This is a genomic window from Bradyrhizobium sp. WBAH42 (assembly GCF_024585265.1).
GTDB lineage: Bacteria > Pseudomonadota > Alphaproteobacteria > Rhizobiales > Xanthobacteraceae > Bradyrhizobium.
Genome location: NZ_CP036533.1, coordinates 1,696,733 through 1,712,443 on the forward strand (window position 1 = coordinate 1,696,733; position 15,711 = coordinate 1,712,443).

Below are 15,711 nucleotides of genomic sequence, written 5' to 3' on the forward strand. Positions count from 1 at the left end.
CATGGTGGTGCTGAACCGCATCTACACGAAGACCGGTGACGACGGCACGACGGCGCTCGGAACCGGCGAGCGGCGTCCGAAATGCGATCTGCGCATCGAGGCCTATGGCACCGTCGACGAGACCAATGCCGCGATCGGCGTGGTCAGGGTCCACACCGGGGAGATGCCCGAGCTCGACGCGATGCTCGGCCGCATCCAGAACGATCTGTTCGATCTTGGTGCCGATCTCGCGGTGCCGGAGCGGGAAGGCAAGGCGGAGCGGCTGCGGGTGGTGGCGAGCCAGGTCGAGCGGCTCGAGCGCGACATCGATACGCTCAACGACAAGCTTGCCCCGCTGACCTCCTTCGTGCTTCCCGGCGGCACGCCGGCTGCGGCCCATCTGCATGTGGCGCGCACGATATGCCGCAGGGCGGAACGCCTGATCGTGGAACTGGCGGCCCAGCCGGGCGAGCCGGTCAGCGCGGCTGGCATCCAATATATGAACCGTCTGTCGGACTTTCTGTTCGTGGCCAGCCGGGCCGTGAACGGCAATGGTGCCGGCGACGTGCTCTGGGTTCCCGGCCAGAACCGCTGACCCATCGCGCTCCCGCATTTCAGAAGGCCAAAATTAGAACCGTTCGCGCGTTGACCGGGGCAGATCAGGCCTTTAGGTTCCGCGCCAGTTGATAACCCCCCCCTCCCAAATTGAGTGAAAGAGGATCGATGAAGGTCTTAGTGCCGGTAAAGCGGGTGGTCGATTACAACGTCAAGGTCCGCGTCAAGGGCGATGGATCGGGCGTTGAACTCGCCAACGTCAAGATGTCCATGAACCCCTTCGACGAAATCGCGGTCGAGGAAGCGCTGCGCCTGAAGGAAGCCGGCAAGGCCACCGAGGTCGTGGTGGTCTCGATCGGACCGGCGCAGGCGTCCGAGACGATCCGCACCGGTCTGGCCATGGGCGCCGATCGCGGCATCCTGGTGAAGGCGGAAGGCACCGTCGAGCCGCTCGCCGTCGCCAAGATCCTGAAGAAGGTTGCGGAAGAAGAGCAGCCGGGCCTGATCATTCTCGGCAAGCAGGCGATCGACGACGACTCGAACCAGACCGGCCAGATGCTGGCCGCGCTGCTCGGCTGGTCGCAGGCGACCTTCGCCTCCAAGCTCGAGGTCGAAGGCTCCGACTTCACGGTGACGCGCGAAGTCGATGGCGGCCTCCAGACCGTGAAGCTGAAGGGACCGGCGATCGTCACCACCGACCTCCGCCTCAACGAGCCGCGCTACGCCTCGCTGCCCAACATCATGAAGGCGAAGAAGAAGCCGATCGCGGAGAAGACGGTCGCCGATTACGGCGTCGACATCGCCGCGCGCCTCGAGGTTCTGAAGACGGCTGAGCCCGCGGGCCGCAAGGCCGGCGTCAAGGTCAAGGACGTCGCCGAGCTGGTGTCGAAACTCAAGAACGAAGCCGGGGTGCTCTGATGACGACGCTTCTGATTGCCGAACACGACAATGCGTCGCTCAAGGACGCCACCAACAAGGCCCTGACCGCAGCAGCCGCGCTCGGCGCGGATGTCGAGGTGCTGGTCGCCGGCCAGAACGCCAAGGCCGCGGCGGATGCCGCCGCCAAGCTCGCCGGCGTGAAGAAGGTGCTGCTCGCCGATGGCGACCTCTACGCGCACGATCTCGCCGAGCCGCTGGCTGCGCTGGTCGTGTCGCTGGCGTCCGGCTATGACGCGATCGTCGCGCCGGCGACCTCGCGCTTCAAGAACGTGATGCCGCGCATCGCCGCCCTGCTCGACGTCATGCAGATCTCGGAGATCATCAAGGTGGTCGCGCCCGATACCTATGAGCGTCCGATCTATGCCGGCAACGCCATTCAGACGGTGAAGTCGAAGGACGCCAAGAAGGTCATCACGGTCCGCACCTCCACCTTCGCCGCAGCGGGCGAGGGCGGCAGCGCCCCGGTCGAGACCGTGGCGGCGGCGGCCGATCCGGGCCTGTCGACTTTCGTCGGTGAGGAAGTCGCCAAGAGCGATCGTCCCGAGCTGACCTCGGCCAAGATCATCGTCTCCGGCGGCCGCGCCATGCAGAGCCGCGAGAATTTTGCCAAGTACATCGAGCCGCTCGCGGACAAGCTGGGCGCCGGTGTCGGTGCCTCGCGCGCCGCGGTCGACGCCGGCTATGCGCCGAACGACTGGCAGGTCGGCCAGACCGGCAAGGTCGTGGCCCCCGAGCTCTATGTCGCGGTCGGCATTTCCGGCGCGATCCAGCATCTGGCCGGCATGAAGGACTCCAAGGTGATCGTCGCGATCAACAAGGACGAGGACGCGCCGATCTTCCAGGTCGCCGATTACGGCCTGGTCGCCGATCTCTACCAGGCGGTTCCGGAGCTGACGGACGAACTCGCCAAGCTCGGCAAGTAAAAGCCGTACAAAACACCGGCCGGAGGTATAAACTCCGGCCGGTGTTTCATTTTTGAGGCGTTTTCTTTCGCGTGGGGCACGCCTTCGAAGCGATCCAATCTAGGTTTCGAGCCAAGGTTCTGATTAAATCAGGCTTCTGGTCAATCAGACCTCCCGGCTCAGGGGATAGGCAGGGCGCGATAAGCGCGCCGTTCCGGTGGATGACATTATGGCGGCAGTGATCAAGAAGGTCGGCGTGATCGGCGCGGGTCAGATGGGCAATGGCATCGCGCATGTCGCGGCGCTCGCCGGCTTCGACGTGGTGCTCAACGACGTTTCGGCCGACCGCCTCAAGTCGGGCATGGCCACCATCAACGGCAATCTGGCGCGACAGGTCTCCAAGAAGGCCGTCACCGAGGACGACAAGGCCAAGGCGGTCGCACGTATCAAGCTGGCCGAGAAGCTGGACGACCTCGCCGATTGCGATCTCGTCATCGAGACCGCGGTCGAGAAGGAAGAGGTCAAGCGCAAGATCTTCCACGAGCTCTGCGCCGTGTTGAAGCCGGAGGCGATCGTCGCTTCCGATACGTCCTCGATCTCGATCACGCGCCTCGCCGCCGCCACCGACCGCCCGGAACGCTTCATCGGCATTCATTTCATGAATCCGGTGCCGTTGATGGAACTGGTCGAGCTCATCCGCGGTATCGCCACCGACGATTCCACCTTCGAGGCCGCCAAGGAATTCGTCGGCAAGCTCGGCAAGCAGGTCGCGGTCTCCGAGGATTTCCCGGCCTTCATCGTCAACCGTATCCTGCTGCCGATGATCAACGAGGCGATCTACACGCTGTATGAAGGCGTCGGCAACGTCGAGGCGATTGACGCCGCGATGAAGCTCGGCGCCCACCATCCCATGGGTCCGCTCGAGCTCGCCGATTTCATCGGCCTCGACACCTGTCTCTCCATCATGCAGGTGCTGCACGAGGGGTTGGCCGATTCCAAGTACCGCCCGTGCCCGCTGCTGGTGAAATACGTCGAGGCCGGCTGGCTCGGCCGCAAGACCCAGCGCGGCTTCTACGACTACCGCGGCGCCAAGCCGGTGCCGACGCGCTGACCCATTTCCGGCGCCGTAGGGTGGGCAAAGCGAAGCGTGCCCACGGCTTCAAATCCAATTGCGGACAGATGGTGGGCACGGCGCAAGAGCGCCTTTGCCCACCCTGTACCCTTGTGGGGTTCGTGGCGGCCTTCGGATGTAGACTGGCCGTCCGGGCCGATCCGCCGGGAGCAGCCTTGTCCACCTGTGCCTCGAGCACCGACGTAGGAACCGCGCCCCGGCGGAAGATGCTGTCCAGGATGCCGAAGGCACCGGCAAAGCCGGCGCGCAGCGTCCTGGACTGCATCGAGCACGGCGCTACCATATTGCCCTATAAGGACGTTCCCCTTGACCAAGGGTAGGAGGTCCTACGGTACCTCCGCCGTAGGTCGATCGTGAGACATTTCATCTCCCGTTAACCCCTCGCGCCTAGGTTACGACCGGTACGAGGGTTCGCGTAATGGACATGATGGCAATGGTCAGCACCATGCTGGCCGCACAGCAAGGCGCGCTGCAGTCGAATATTGCGGCGACGCTGACCAAGCAGAACGCGGATATGGAGAAATCCACCGTCCTGACCCTGCTCGGCGCCGGCCAGCCCTCGCTCGCCAATGTCGGCGCTGGCGTCGGCGGCAATCTCAACGTCACCGCCTGAGCTTCAAAGCGACGCGGCGGCCTTGCCGGTCGCCGCCCGGATCAGCTTGAGCGCGTCCTCGCTCGCCCATTCCGCCGGCCCCGCAATCGTCGCGATCTCGCAGCCCTGCGGGTCGACCAGCACCGAGGTGGGCATGCCCAGCGCCCGTCCAACGGCTTTAAGATCCTGAAAAACCTTCGCTTTCTGGTCGCTGAAATAGCCGAGCCGGGTCAGATTGACCTCTTTCAGGAAGGATTTCGGCTTCTCCGGGTCGCGGGTGTCGATGTTGATCGCCACCACCTCGAAATCCGGGCCCGACAGCTTGCCCTGGAGCTCGTCCAGCGCCGGCATCTCCTTTCGACAAGGCACGCACCAGGTCGCCCAGAGGTTCACCAGCAGGGTCTTGCCGCGGAAGTCGGACAGCTTCTTCGGCTTGCCGTCGGAATCCTCGAAGGCGAGGTCGGGCAGTTTCAGCGGGGCGCTTGCCATGGTCAGCGCCGCGACCTCGCCATGGGCGAGCGGGGCGATCTTCTGCGCCGTCGCCACCGCCGACTTGCAGGTCGGATCGCCTGAAGGCGCCCGGCTCAGGCCGAACCCGTACAGCGCGGCGAAGCCGGCCAGCCCGCCGATCGCCACGGTGGCGATGACGAGCGGGATCCGGCGCGTGGCGGAGGGCTTTTTGTCGAGCATATCGTTTGTCATCCGGTCGCAGATATGGCTATCAGGGGCCTCTTAATACGGCTGGCCGCGGCCAGCAAACGTGGCTAGCGACAGGCAAGGCGTGAGCAGGGGATCATGAGCAACAAGATGTGGGGCGGCCGGTTCTCGGAGCGTCCCGATGAGATCATGGAAGAGATCAACGTCTCCATCGACGTCGATCGTCACCTCTACGCCCAGGACATTGCCGCGTCCAAGGCCCACGCCGCGATGTTGGCCAATCAAGGCATCATCACGGCTTCTGATGCGAAAAATATCGGCAAGGGTCTAGACACAATCCTGTCAGAGATTGGCAACGGCGGCTTCGAATTCAAGCGCGCGCTCGAGGACATCCATATGAATGTCGAGAGCCGCCTGTCCGAGCTGATCGGCCCCGCGGCCGGCCGCTTGCACACCGCGCGCTCGCGCAACGACCAGGTCGCGACTGATTTCCGCCTGTACGTCCGCGACGTCATCGACGAGACCGATGCCGCGCTCGCGGCGTTCCAGCAGGCGCTGGTGGAACGCGCGCTGGAGCATGCCGCAACCGTCATGCCCGGCTTCACGCATCTGCAGACGGCGCAGCCCGTCACTTTCGGCCATCACCTGCTGGCCTATGTCGAGATGGCCGCGCGCGACCGCGGCCGCTTCCAGGACGCCCGCAAGCGGCTGAACGAATCGCCGCTGGGCGCGGCTGCACTCGCCGGCACCTCCTTCCCGATCGACCGCCACGCCACCGCGAAGGCGCTTGCCTTCGACCGCCCCATGGCGAACTCGCTCGACGCCGTCTCCGACCGCGACTTCGTGCTGGAGACGTTGTCGGCGGCCTCGATCTGCGCCGTGCACATGTCGCGCTTTGCCGAGGAGATCGTGATCTGGACCTCGCCGCTGGTCGGCATGATCCGGCTCAGTGACAAGTTCACCACCGGCTCCTCGATCATGCCGCAGAAGCGTAACCCGGACGCCGCCGAGCTGGTGCGCGCCAAGACCGGCCGCGTCATCGGCGCGCTCAACGGCCTGTTGATCGTCATGAAGGGCCTGCCGCTGGCCTATCAAAAGGACATGCAGGAGGACAAGCAGGGCGCCATGGAAGGGTTTGCCGCGCTGTCGCTGGCAATCCGCGCCATGACCGGCATGGTTCATGATCTCGTTCCCGACGAAGCCAAGATGAAGGCGGCCGCGGGCGAGGGCTACGCCACGGCGACCGATCTTGCCGACTGGCTGGTGCGGACGCTGAAGATGCCGTTCCGCGAGGCCCACCACGTCACCGGCCGCATCGTCGCCAAGGCCGCCGAGGGGGGCGTCGCGCTGCACGAGCTGCCGCTCGAGGAGATGCAGGCGATCGCGCCCAAGATCACGAAGGACGTGCTCGGCGTGCTCTCGGTCGAATCGTCGGTGAAGAGCCGGACCAGCTTCGGCGGCACCGCGCCGAAGAACGTGACGTCCCAGGCCAAGGCCTGGGCGAAGCGGCTGGAAAAAGAGCGAAAATTGGGCTGAGGGCAAAATTTCGCTTATGTTTCATGGTCATCCGGCTCTCGCCAGAACGCGCCAATCTCTGTATGGTGCGCCGCGCGTAGTGGGGATTTCGTCGTGACGTCAAAGTTTCGCCCGGCCGGCTCGGGGTGGGCCATCATTGTCTTGAGCCTGACGGCGCTCGCGCTTGCCGGCTGTGGCCGCAAGGGCCCACTGGATCTGCCGCCGACTGCCTCCAACGCGCCTGTGGCCGCCGGCGCCGCGCCCGTCGATACCGAGACCGCAGCCCAGAAGACGCCGAGCCTGTTCGACCCGACTGCCGGCGCTGATGCCGCGCCCGCAGCGCCCAAGGGCCGGAAGAAACCGTTTATTCTCGACCCGCTCCTGGACGAACCTCCCGGCAAGAAATAAGCCGGGACAACCGAGCCTGCGCCATGAACCATTTCGACTATCGCAACGGCGTGCTGTACGCCGAGGCGGTGAACCTGTCCGAGCTGGCAGCCACCGTCGGCACGCCGTTCTATTGCTATTCGACGGCAACGCTGGAGCGGCACTACCGCGTCTTCACCGAGGCCTTTGCCGGCGAGAAGGTGCTGGTCTGCTACGCCATGAAGGCGAACTCCAACCAGTCGGTGTTGCGGACGCTGGCCAAGCTCGGCGCCGGCGCCGACGTGGTCTCGGGCGGCGAGCTCAAGCGCGCTTTGGCCGCAGGCATTCCCGCCAGCAAGATCGTCTTCTCCGGCGTCGGCAAGACGGAAGCGGAGCTGCGCGCGGCGCTCGCCGCCGACATCCTCTGCCTCAACGTCGAATCCGAGCCGGAGCTCGAGCTGCTGTCGCGCCTCGCGGTCGAGATGGGCAAAACCGCGCGGATCTCGCTCCGCGTCAATCCCGACGTCGATGCCGGCACGCACGCAAAAATTTCCACCGGCAAGTCCGAGAACAAGTTCGGCATTCCGATCGTCCATGCCCGCGAGGTCTACGCGCGCGCGGCGAAGCTGCCCGGAATCAAGGTGACCGGCACCGACGTGCATATCGGCAGCCAGATCACCGATCTCTCCGGCATGGAGACTGCGTTCCGCATCCTCTCCGAATTCGTGCAGACGCTCCGGACGGACGGCCACGACATCAGCCACGTCGATTTCGGCGGTGGTCTCGGCATTCCCTATTACATGGACCGCGAGGCGCCCCCGGCGCCGGCCGCCTATGCCGCCATGGTCAAGCGCGTCAGCCACAATCTCGGCTGCACGCTGATGTTCGAGCCGGGCCGCATGATCGTCGGCAATGCCGGCATTCTCGTCGCCAAGGTGATCTACGTGAAGCATGGCGACGGCAAGAATTTCGTCATCATCGACGCCGCGATGAACGACCTGATCCGCCCGACGCTGTACGAGGCGCATCACGACATCCTGCCGGTGAAGCAGCCCGCCGAGGGCGCCGCCACCATTAAGGCCGATGTCGTCGGCCCGGTCTGCGAGACCGGCGACTATCTCGCGCTCGACCGCACGCTGCCGACGCCCGTGCCCGGCGATCTCCTCGCCATCATGACCGCGGGCGCCTATGGCGCGGTGCAGGCCGGCACCTACAACACCCGGCCCTTGGTGCCCGAGGTGCTGGTGAAGGGCGACCAATACGCCGTGGTGCGCCCGCGCATCGAGGTCGAGCAGCTGATCGCGATGGATGCGCCGGCGCCGTGGCTGTGAGGTGACGACGTCCACTCAACAAGCTCGGTGTCGTCCCCGCGAAGGCGGGGACCCATAACCACAGGGAGTGGTTGCTTGGCGAAGCTGTGACTCCGAGTCCTCGTAATCACATCCGCCTGTGGTTATGGGTCCCGGGCTCGCGCTTCGCGCGCCCCGGGACGACGGGGAGAGTGTGGGATGGCTACTTTCCCGCCAATCCGCCCTTCGCTCCGCCCACCACGACGCCCGCTTTCTTCTCGATCGGCTTGATCGCCGCGGTGAAATCGGACTCGGCGCCTTCCGCGCTGATCACGGTCTCCCACAACCGCCCGACCGCGTCGGCAACTTCCATCGACAGGCCGAGCTGCTTCATCTCCTCCAGCGCCAGCCGCACGTCCTTCACCATCAGTCCCGTGGCGAAGCCGAAGTCGAACGTGCGCGGCAGCACCGCGCGCGGAAACTTGTCGCGGCTCGCCGTGTTCATGCCCGAGCCGGCATTGATGACGTCGATCATCACGGCGGGATCGAGCCCGGCTTTCACGCCCATCACCACGGCTTCCGACGTCGCCACGATCGCGGTGGCCGACAGGAAATTGTTGGCGAGCTTCATGGTTTGCGCCGCGCCCGGCTTCTCGCCGATGAAGAACACTTTTCCGATCACCTCGAGCGCGGGCTTGAGCAGCTCGAACTCGGCTTTCGGGCCCGACACCATCACAGCAAGCGTGCCCTTCTCGGCGCCGCCGACGCCCCCGGAGACGGGACAGTCGATCTGCACGATGCCGCGCTTGGCGAGCAGGCCGTGAATCTTCGCGGCCATCGCCGAGCCGACGGTTGAGAGATCGACGAAACGCTTGGCGCGCTTGCCCTCGATCACGCCGCCAGCGCCGGTGGCAACGTCCAGGGAAGCCTGCAGCGAGGGCAGGCTCGCCATCACGGTCTCGACCTGATCGGCGACGTCCTTCGGCGACGACGCGGCACTGGCACCTCGCGCGACCAGCCTGTCCATGACCTCCTTGCGCGTGTCGAACACGACGAGCCTGTGTCCCGCCTCGATCAACCGCCGCGCCATCGGGAAACCCATGTTTCCGAGCCCGATGAATCCGATGTCCATGGTGTTCTTTCCTCCCGTCGTCATTGCGAGGAGCGAAGCGACGAAGCAATCCAGGAATGTTTCCGCGGAGGATGTCTGGATTGCTTCGCTTCGCTCGCAATGACGGAGCAATACGATTCAGAGCGGTCAGCCTGTCTCACGCCTTGGCGTCGATCTCCGCGAACACCTCGCGCGCAATGCGGAAGCTGTCGACCGCGGCGGGCATGCCGCCATAGATCGCGACCTGCATCAGGATCTCGCGGATCTCTTCGCGGGTGACGCCATTGGTCAGCGCGCCCTTGAGATGTGCGCGAAACTCGTGCTGGCGGTTGAGGATGGCGATCATGGCGATGTTGAGCATGCTGCGGGTCTTGCGCGGCAGCTCCTCGCGGCCCCACACCGTGCCCCAGCAATATTCGTTGAGCATCTCCTGGAACGGGCGGTTGAAATCGTCGACGTTCTTCAGGGCATTGTTGACATAGGCCTCGCCCAGCACCGCTTTGCGGACTTCCAGGCCCTTGTCGTGCATCTTCTTGTCCATGGCGTTTCCTTCGTTTCCCTCGAGATTGTGCGCGCGGAAATTACGGGGTTGCACCCGGCCAGTCACGTCCTCGTGTTATGCGGGAAAAGGAGGCGCTCCCGTACAGGAACGGATGCCTCAGTGCTGCCGTTGTGATAGGCTCTTCTCTACCGGGCAACCTGGAGAGTTGATTGAACGGCCTCACCCCCGAGCCGTCAGACCCGACCCGCGGCAGTGATGCGCTGTCGCGGCTGAAGCTGGCGCAGGCCCTTGATCGGGCAACTTATGCCATCGCATGGGAGCGTGCCTGGCCCAATGCGGCGCGCCTTCTGACCGTCGTCGGCCTGTTCCTGGTGGTGTCCTGGGCCGGCCTCTGGCTGGCGCTGCCGTTCATGGCCAGGGCCGTCGGCCTCGCCCTCTTCGCCGCGATCGCGGCGGCCGCCCTGTTCCCGCTGATTCGCTTCCGCTGGCCGAGCCGCGAGGAAGCGCTCGCCCGGCTCGACCGTGGCTCCGGCATCCGTCACCGCCCGGCCACCGCGCTCACGGACACGCTGACCTCGCAGGACCCGGTCGCGCTGGCGCTGTGGCAGGCGCAGCGCGAGCGGACGCTCGCCTCCATCAAGCGCATCCGCGCCGGTGTACCGCACCCGCGACTCGCGCTTCACGACCCCTGGGCGCTGCGTGCCCTCGTCATGGTGATGCTGGTTGCGACCTTCTTTGCCGCGGGTGACGAGCGTACGATGCGCCTTGGCGCCGCCTTCGACTGGAACGGGGTGCTGGCGCCGGCCAATGTTCGCGTCGATGCCTGGGTTACGCCGCCGCTCTACACCGGCAAGCCGCCGGTCATCCTGTCGGCCGCCAACAAGGAAGCTGCGGCATTGCCCGCCGGCGGCCCGCTCGCCGTTCCCGCCGGCTCGACCCTGATCGTGCGCTCCTCCGGCGGCAACCTGGATGTCGTCGTCTCCGGCGGCCTCAAGGAGGTCGCCCCGACTGAAGCCAGCCCCAAGGGGACCAACGAAAAGCATTTCGCCATTTCCGGCGACGGCACCGCCCATGTCCGGGCGCCCTCCGGCCAGCCGCAATGGGCCTTCGCCGCCACGCCGGACCGTCCGCCGACGATCGCGCTCGCCAAGGACCCCGAGCGCCAGGCGCGCGGCGCGCTCCAGCTCTCCTACAAGATCGAGGACGATTACGGCGTCACCGGCGCCGAGGCGAAATTCGCCACGCGGTCGACCGACGCCCGGGATGGCGGCAAAGACGGTGCCAAGGATGGTACCAAGGATGGTGCGAAGGCCGCCGCCGGCGACGGCGACACCAGGACGGCGCCGCGGCCGCTGTTCCAGCCGCCGCAATTCCCGCTCGCGCTGCCGAATGCGCGCACCCGCAACGGCGTCGGGCAATCCGTGAAGGATCTCAGCGAGGATCCCTATGCCGGCGCCGAGGTTACGCTCACTCTCACGGCCAAGGACGAGGCCGGCAACGAGGCTGTTAGCGAACCGTTCAACATGCGCCTGCCCGAACGGCTCTTCACCAAGCCGCTGGCCCGTGCATTGATCGAGCAGCGCCGCATCCTCGCGCTCGATGCCAACAAGAATTCCGACGTATATGCCGCGCTCGACGGGCTGATGATCGCCCCTGAGATGTTCACGCCGGAGCCCGGACAATATCTCGGCCTGCACAGCGTGGCCCGACAGCTCGAGGCCGCGCGTACCGATGATGCCCTGCGCGAGGTTGTGGCGAGCCTGTGGGCGCTTGCGGTGACGATCGAGGACGGCAAGATCTCCGACGTCGAGAAGGCGTTGCGCGCGGCCCAGGACGCGCTGAAGCAGGCTCTGGAGCGCGGCGCGAGCGACGAGGAGATCAAAAAGCTCACGCAGGATCTGCGTCAGGCGCTGAACGATTTCATGCGCCAGCTCGCCGAGCAGTTCCGCAACAACAATGACCCGCAGCAGCTGGCGCGGCCGCTCGATCCGAACACCAAGGTCCTGCGTCAGCAGGATCTGCAGAATATGATCGACCGGATGGAGCGCCTGTCGCGCTCCGGCGACAAGGATGCCGCCAAGCAGTTGCTCGACCAGCTCCAGCAGATGCTGGAAGGCCTCCAGATGGCGCAGCCGGGGCAGTCCGGCGAGAGCGACATGGAGCAGGCGCTCAATGAGCTCGGCGACATGATCCGCAAGCAGCAGCAATTGCGCGACAAGACGTTCAAGCAGGGCCAGGATTCCCGGCGCGACCGCTCGCGCGGCAAGCAGCAGCAGGGCGATCAGTCCATGTCGGAGCTGCAGCAGGACCAGCAGGGGCTGCGCGACCGGCTGAAGAAGCTGCAGGACGAGCTTGCCAAGCGCGGCCTCACCCAGAAGGGGCAGAAAGGCCAGCAGGCACAGAAGGGCCAGAAGGGTCAGCAAGGTGATCAGGGCCAGCCTGGCCAGAACGGCGATCAGGACGGCGACCAGGGTGATGACGACGGCAGCCTGGATGCAGCCGACGGTGCCATGGGCGATGCCGGGTCAAAGCTCGGCGAGGGCAATGCCGACGGCGCCGTGGACTCGCAGGGCAAGGCACTCGACGCGATGCGCAAGGGTGCGCAGAAGATGGCCGAGGCGATGCAGCAGGGCGACGGCGACGGCCAGGGCGACGGCCCCGGCCAGCGCGCCGGCCGTCAGCAGAGCGGCGGCAACCAGACCGATCCGCTCGGCCGGCCGCTTCATGGGCGCGAATATGGCGACGATTATACGGTCAAGATTCCCGGCGAGATCGACACGCAGCGTGTCCGCCGCATTCTCGAAGAGCTCCGCCGTCGTCTCGGCGATCCCTCGCGGCCGCAGATCGAGCTCGACTATCTCGAGCGGCTGCTGAAGGAGTTTTGAGAAGATAGCCCGCTACGTCCTCGTCATTGCGAGCGAAGCGAAGCAATCCAGAGTTTTTCCGCCGAGGCATTCTGGATTGCTGCGTCGCGAGGGCTCCTCGCAATGACGAAGTAGATGCCTTGCGCGCCAGTCCTTCAACGGCGAAGGCGGCTGTCGGACGCTAACCTTTCTTCGCGGCCAGCGCATCGGCAACCGCCGTGCGGATATCCGCGACCGAGAACGGTTTGGTCACGACGTCATGCACCAGCGCGTTCAGGTTCGAGGCGCGCTCGCGCTGGTCGGCAAAGCCGGTCATCAGCAAAATGGTCAGGTCAGGGAAATCGCGCGCGGCGGAGAGCGCCAGCGCGATGCCGTCCATCACCGGCATCTGGATGTCGGTGAGCAACAGGTCGAAGGCGCCATCCTCGCGGGTCAGGATCTCCAGTGCCTCGGCGCCGTCCTGAGCGGTGACGGTCTCATGGCCGTCCATGGCGATGGCGCGCGCCACCAGCGTGCGCATCGAATCCTCGTCGTCGGCGATCAGGATTTTCGGCATGAGACCAACCTTGGGACAAACGCCCTTGCGGGGGCGATTATACGCTGCCGCCGGCAATGTCGCGCCGGTTGAAGAAACGAACGTCGATGTTGCGGCCCTCCGGCGGCGGCGAGGCCAGGCGTGAGCGGAAGAAGGCGCGCTCGCCGGGCCGCAGCACGGTCTGCTCCAGCACCGCGTTCCAGGCATAGATCTCCGCGCCTTGGGCGTCGCGCACGGCAAAGCGCAACCGCGGAATGTCGAGCGGCTTCTTGCCCTCGCCAACGATCACGCCTTCGATCACCAGCACCTGCTTACCGTCCACGGTCTCGCTGGAGAGCTTGACGTCCTTGAAGGCGAGGCCCCGCAGGTTCACCTCGAGCCCGACCATCTGGTAGAACGCCGCCGTCTGGGGCAGCAACCGCACCACGTCGCCCCGCCAGATCACCAGTGCCAGCACCAGCGCGCCCATCGCGGCACAGGCGGTGGGCAGGCCAAGATAGGATTTGCGCGGAGCCGCGGGGGCGACCGGACGGCTCACCCGCGCGCCGCGACGGGGGAACAGGCCGCGGAACCAGGACTGGTGCTGCGCGCCGGCGACCTCCTCTTCGGCCTGCCAGGCCGCTGCTGACCACTCGTCCTCGGTTTCGCGGGCGTGCTCGTCCGGCCAGTCGCTGGCGATCGAGGGGCTATCGACGACGGGTGCATCAGTGGCGCCGTCGTCATTGGCATAGGAGTTCCATTGTTCGGCGAGGTCGGACTGGTCGTCAGCTCGGCTGGCCGCGGCCATGGCCGGAACGGATGCCTCCTCGATGGCGTCCTCGGCATGGGCGATCCAGGTCTCCTTGCAACGGGAGCAGCGGACCGCCCGCCCGTTCGCCCCAAGGCTCGCGAGCTTGATGGCGTAGGATGTCATACAATGGGGGCAGACGATATGCATGGACGAGCCTTGATGCATGAACGAAGGTCTTGACGATGCCATGGTCGCGGAGAACCGGGCGCCCTTTATGCTACAGGGCGACCGTTAACGAACCGGAAACCATAACGGCGGCAAAACCCGTTGATCGCGTATGGCGGAGCGCCGCAATGCGACCCGCGCCCCCTCTCGAACGGAGCTGAGCTTGGTTCGGTTCGAAAATGTCGGATTGCGTTACGGTCTGGGGCCGGAGATTCTGCGCGACCTCAGCTTCCAGATTCCCGCGCATTCCTTCCAGTTTCTCACCGGACCGTCCGGCGCCGGCAAGACGTCGCTGCTGCGCCTGTTGTTCCTGTCGCATCGACCGACGCGGGGCCTCGTCAATCTGTTCGGTCATGACATCTCGCAGCTCGGCAAGGACGAGATCGCGGATTTGCGCAAGCGCATCGGCATCGTGCTCCAGGATTTCCGCCTGCTCGATCACATGACGACTTATGAGAACGTCGCGCTGCCGTTCCGCGTCATGGGCCGCAGCGAGTCGAGCTACCGCAAGGAGGTGATCGACCTGTTGCGCTGGGTCGGCCTCGGCGATCGCATGGACGCGCTGCCGCCGATCCTGTCGGGCGGCGAGAAGCAGCGCGCGGCGATCGCGCGCGCCGTGATCTCGCGGCCGCAGCTGCTGCTCGCGGACGAGCCGACCGGCAGCGTCGATCCGACGCTCGGTCGCCGCCTGCTGCGACTCTTCATCGAGCTCAACAAATCAGGCACCGCCGTCATCATCGCCACCCACGACATTGGGCTGATGGACCAGTACGAAGCACGGCGGCTGGTGCTGCACCAGGGACGGCTGCACGTCTATGAGTAGGCTGGACGAGCGCGGCGTGCTGGTCGATCTCGGACAGGAGCGTCCGCAGCTTCCGGCCAAGGCGCGCAACATGTCGCCGATCGTGCCGCGCGCCTCGATCCACGGCAGAGCGCTGGTTGCGGTGGTCGCCATCATGACGTTCCTCGCCTCGATAGCCACCGGCACGGTGCTGCTGGTGAGTGCCTCCGCCGCCGAATGGCAGTCGGATGTCGCGAGCGAAATCACGATCCAGATTCGTCCGCAGGCCGGCCGTGACCTCGAGCGCGACACCGCAGCCGTGGCGGAGGCGATGCGCGCGCAGGCCGGCATCGTCGAGGTCAAGCCGTTCACCAGGGAGGAGAGCGGCAAGCTGCTCGAGCCCTGGCTCGGCACCGGCCTGTCGATGGACGATCTGCCGGTACCGCGCGTGATCATCGCGCGCGTGCAGCCGGGCACGCCGCTCGATCTCGGCGCCTTGCGCGCGCGCGTCGCGCAGGTCGCGCCGGGCGCCAGTGTCGACGATCACCGCGCCTGGATCGAGCGCATGCGCCTGATGACGAACGCCACGGTGCTGGCCGGCCTCGGCATCCTCGCGCTCGTCATCGTCGCAACCATCATCTCGGTGTCGTTCGCGACGCGCGGCGCCATGGCGGCGAACCGTCCGATCGTCGAGGTCCTGCATTTCGTCGGCGCCGGCGACCGCTACATCGCCAACCACTTCCTGCGTCATTTCCTCAGGCTGGGCCTGGAGGGCGGCGTGATCGGCGGCGGTGCCGCCATGCTGATGTTCGGCTTCTCCGAGTCCATCGCAGGCTGGTTTTCCGGGACGCCCGTCGGCGACCAGTTCGCCGCGCTGCTCGGCACCTTCTCGCTGCGCCCGTCCGGCTACATCGTGCTCGCGGTGCAGGCCGTGCTGATCGGCGGCATCACCGCGGTCGCCTCGCGCCAGACGCTGTTCGCGACGTTGAATGACGTCGACTAGGCTTGATAACCGGACTCCACTTCGCCTCAAAACG

At 65.9% G+C, this 15,711-nt stretch carries 16 protein-coding genes; 11 read left to right on the forward strand and 5 right to left on the reverse strand.

Features of this window, described 5'->3' with window-relative positions; genetic code table 11:
* Window position 1 precedes the first annotated feature (1 nt).
* The 5 genes from DCG74_RS07910 (at window position 2) to DCG74_RS07930 (ending at window position 4,120) form a co-directional block, all read left to right on the forward strand.
* On the forward strand, window positions 2-574 hold the full coding sequence (locus DCG74_RS07910) for a cob(I)yrinic acid a,c-diamide adenosyltransferase (protein WP_172785970.1): 573 nt from the start codon (window positions 2-4) through the stop codon (window positions 572-574).
* A gap of 128 nt (window positions 575-702) precedes the next feature.
* Complete coding sequence (locus DCG74_RS07915; RefSeq protein ID WP_172785969.1) at window positions 703-1,452, forward strand: electron transfer flavoprotein subunit beta/FixA family protein; 750 nt, start codon at window positions 703-705, stop codon at window positions 1,450-1,452.
* Window positions 1,452-2,396, forward strand: coding sequence for an electron transfer flavoprotein subunit alpha/FixB family protein (locus DCG74_RS07920; RefSeq protein WP_172785968.1), 945 nt, complete (start codon window positions 1,452-1,454; stop codon window positions 2,394-2,396). Before DCG74_RS07915 ends, DCG74_RS07920 begins: the two co-directional genes overlap by 1 nt.
* A gap of 208 nt (window positions 2,397-2,604) precedes the next feature.
* Entirely contained in the window at window positions 2,605-3,486 is an 882-nt protein-coding gene (locus DCG74_RS07925) for a 3-hydroxybutyryl-CoA dehydrogenase (protein ID WP_172785967.1), read from the forward strand.
* Window positions 3,487-3,925: 439 nt separating this feature from the next.
* A complete protein-coding gene (locus DCG74_RS07930; protein WP_172789441.1) occupies window positions 3,926-4,120 on the forward strand; it encodes a hypothetical protein in 195 nt (64 codons plus the stop codon).
* A gap of 3 nt (window positions 4,121-4,123) precedes the next feature.
* Here DCG74_RS07930 and DCG74_RS07935 read toward each other — a convergent pair whose 3' ends face one another.
* Window positions 4,124-4,789 carry a TlpA disulfide reductase family protein gene (locus DCG74_RS07935; protein WP_172789440.1) on the reverse strand — a complete coding sequence of 222 codons (666 nt, stop codon included), beginning with the start codon at window positions 4,787-4,789 and terminating at the stop codon, window positions 4,124-4,126.
* Window positions 4,790-4,894: 105 nt separating this feature from the next.
* Here DCG74_RS07935 and argH point away from each other — a divergent pair, with 105 nt between their 5' ends.
* The 3 genes from argH (at window position 4,895) to lysA (ending at window position 7,968) form a co-directional block, all read left to right on the forward strand.
* The gene (gene argH / locus DCG74_RS07940; RefSeq protein ID WP_172789439.1) at window positions 4,895-6,292 is read left to right on the forward strand and encodes an argininosuccinate lyase; all 1,398 of its coding nucleotides are present in this window, start codon (window positions 4,895-4,897) and stop codon (window positions 6,290-6,292) included.
* Between the two features lie 93 nt (window positions 6,293-6,385).
* On the forward strand, window positions 6,386-6,679 hold the full coding sequence (locus DCG74_RS07945; RefSeq protein WP_172789438.1) for a lipoprotein: 294 nt from the start codon (window positions 6,386-6,388) through the stop codon (window positions 6,677-6,679).
* A gap of 23 nt (window positions 6,680-6,702) precedes the next feature.
* Window positions 6,703-7,968 carry a diaminopimelate decarboxylase gene (gene lysA, locus DCG74_RS07950; protein ID WP_172789437.1) on the forward strand — a complete coding sequence of 422 codons (1,266 nt, stop codon included), beginning with the start codon at window positions 6,703-6,705 and terminating at the stop codon, window positions 7,966-7,968.
* 181 nt (window positions 7,969-8,149) lie between these two features.
* On the opposite strand, the gene DCG74_RS07955 is transcribed toward lysA, so the two are convergent.
* A complete protein-coding gene (locus DCG74_RS07955) occupies window positions 8,150-9,058 on the reverse strand; it encodes an NAD(P)-dependent oxidoreductase (protein ID WP_172789436.1) in 909 nt (302 codons plus the stop codon).
* A 136-nt stretch (window positions 9,059-9,194) separates the two neighbouring features.
* The gene (locus DCG74_RS07960) at window positions 9,195-9,578 is read right to left on the reverse strand and encodes a carboxymuconolactone decarboxylase family protein (RefSeq protein WP_172789435.1); all 384 of its coding nucleotides are present in this window, start codon (window positions 9,576-9,578) and stop codon (window positions 9,195-9,197) included.
* Window positions 9,579-9,748: 170 nt separating this feature from the next.
* Here DCG74_RS07960 and DCG74_RS07965 point away from each other — a divergent pair, with 170 nt between their 5' ends.
* Window positions 9,749-12,424: a TIGR02302 family protein gene (locus DCG74_RS07965; protein ID WP_172789434.1), complete on the forward strand. Its 2,676-nt coding sequence runs from the start codon at window positions 9,749-9,751 to the stop codon at window positions 12,422-12,424.
* Between the two features lie 160 nt (window positions 12,425-12,584).
* Here the strand turns inward: DCG74_RS07965 and DCG74_RS07970 are convergent, their stop codons facing one another.
* Both DCG74_RS07970 and DCG74_RS07975 read right to left on the reverse strand, forming a co-directional pair.
* Window positions 12,585-12,959: a response regulator gene (locus DCG74_RS07970; protein ID WP_025033579.1), complete on the reverse strand. Its 375-nt coding sequence runs from the start codon at window positions 12,957-12,959 to the stop codon at window positions 12,585-12,587.
* A 37-nt stretch (window positions 12,960-12,996) separates the two neighbouring features.
* Complete coding sequence (locus DCG74_RS07975) at window positions 12,997-13,875, reverse strand: MJ0042-type zinc finger domain-containing protein (protein WP_172789433.1); 879 nt, start codon at window positions 13,873-13,875, stop codon at window positions 12,997-12,999.
* A gap of 181 nt (window positions 13,876-14,056) precedes the next feature.
* On the opposite strand from DCG74_RS07975, the gene ftsE reads away from it, so the two are divergent.
* Window positions 14,057-14,716, forward strand: coding sequence for a cell division ATP-binding protein FtsE (ftsE, locus tag DCG74_RS07980; RefSeq protein ID WP_018646542.1), 660 nt, complete (start codon window positions 14,057-14,059; stop codon window positions 14,714-14,716).
* Window positions 14,709-15,677, forward strand: a complete 969-nt coding sequence (locus tag DCG74_RS07985) for an ABC transporter permease (RefSeq protein ID WP_172789432.1) — start codon at window positions 14,709-14,711, stop codon at window positions 15,675-15,677. Before ftsE ends, DCG74_RS07985 begins: the two co-directional genes overlap by 8 nt.
* Window positions 15,678-15,711: the final 34 nt, after the last annotated feature.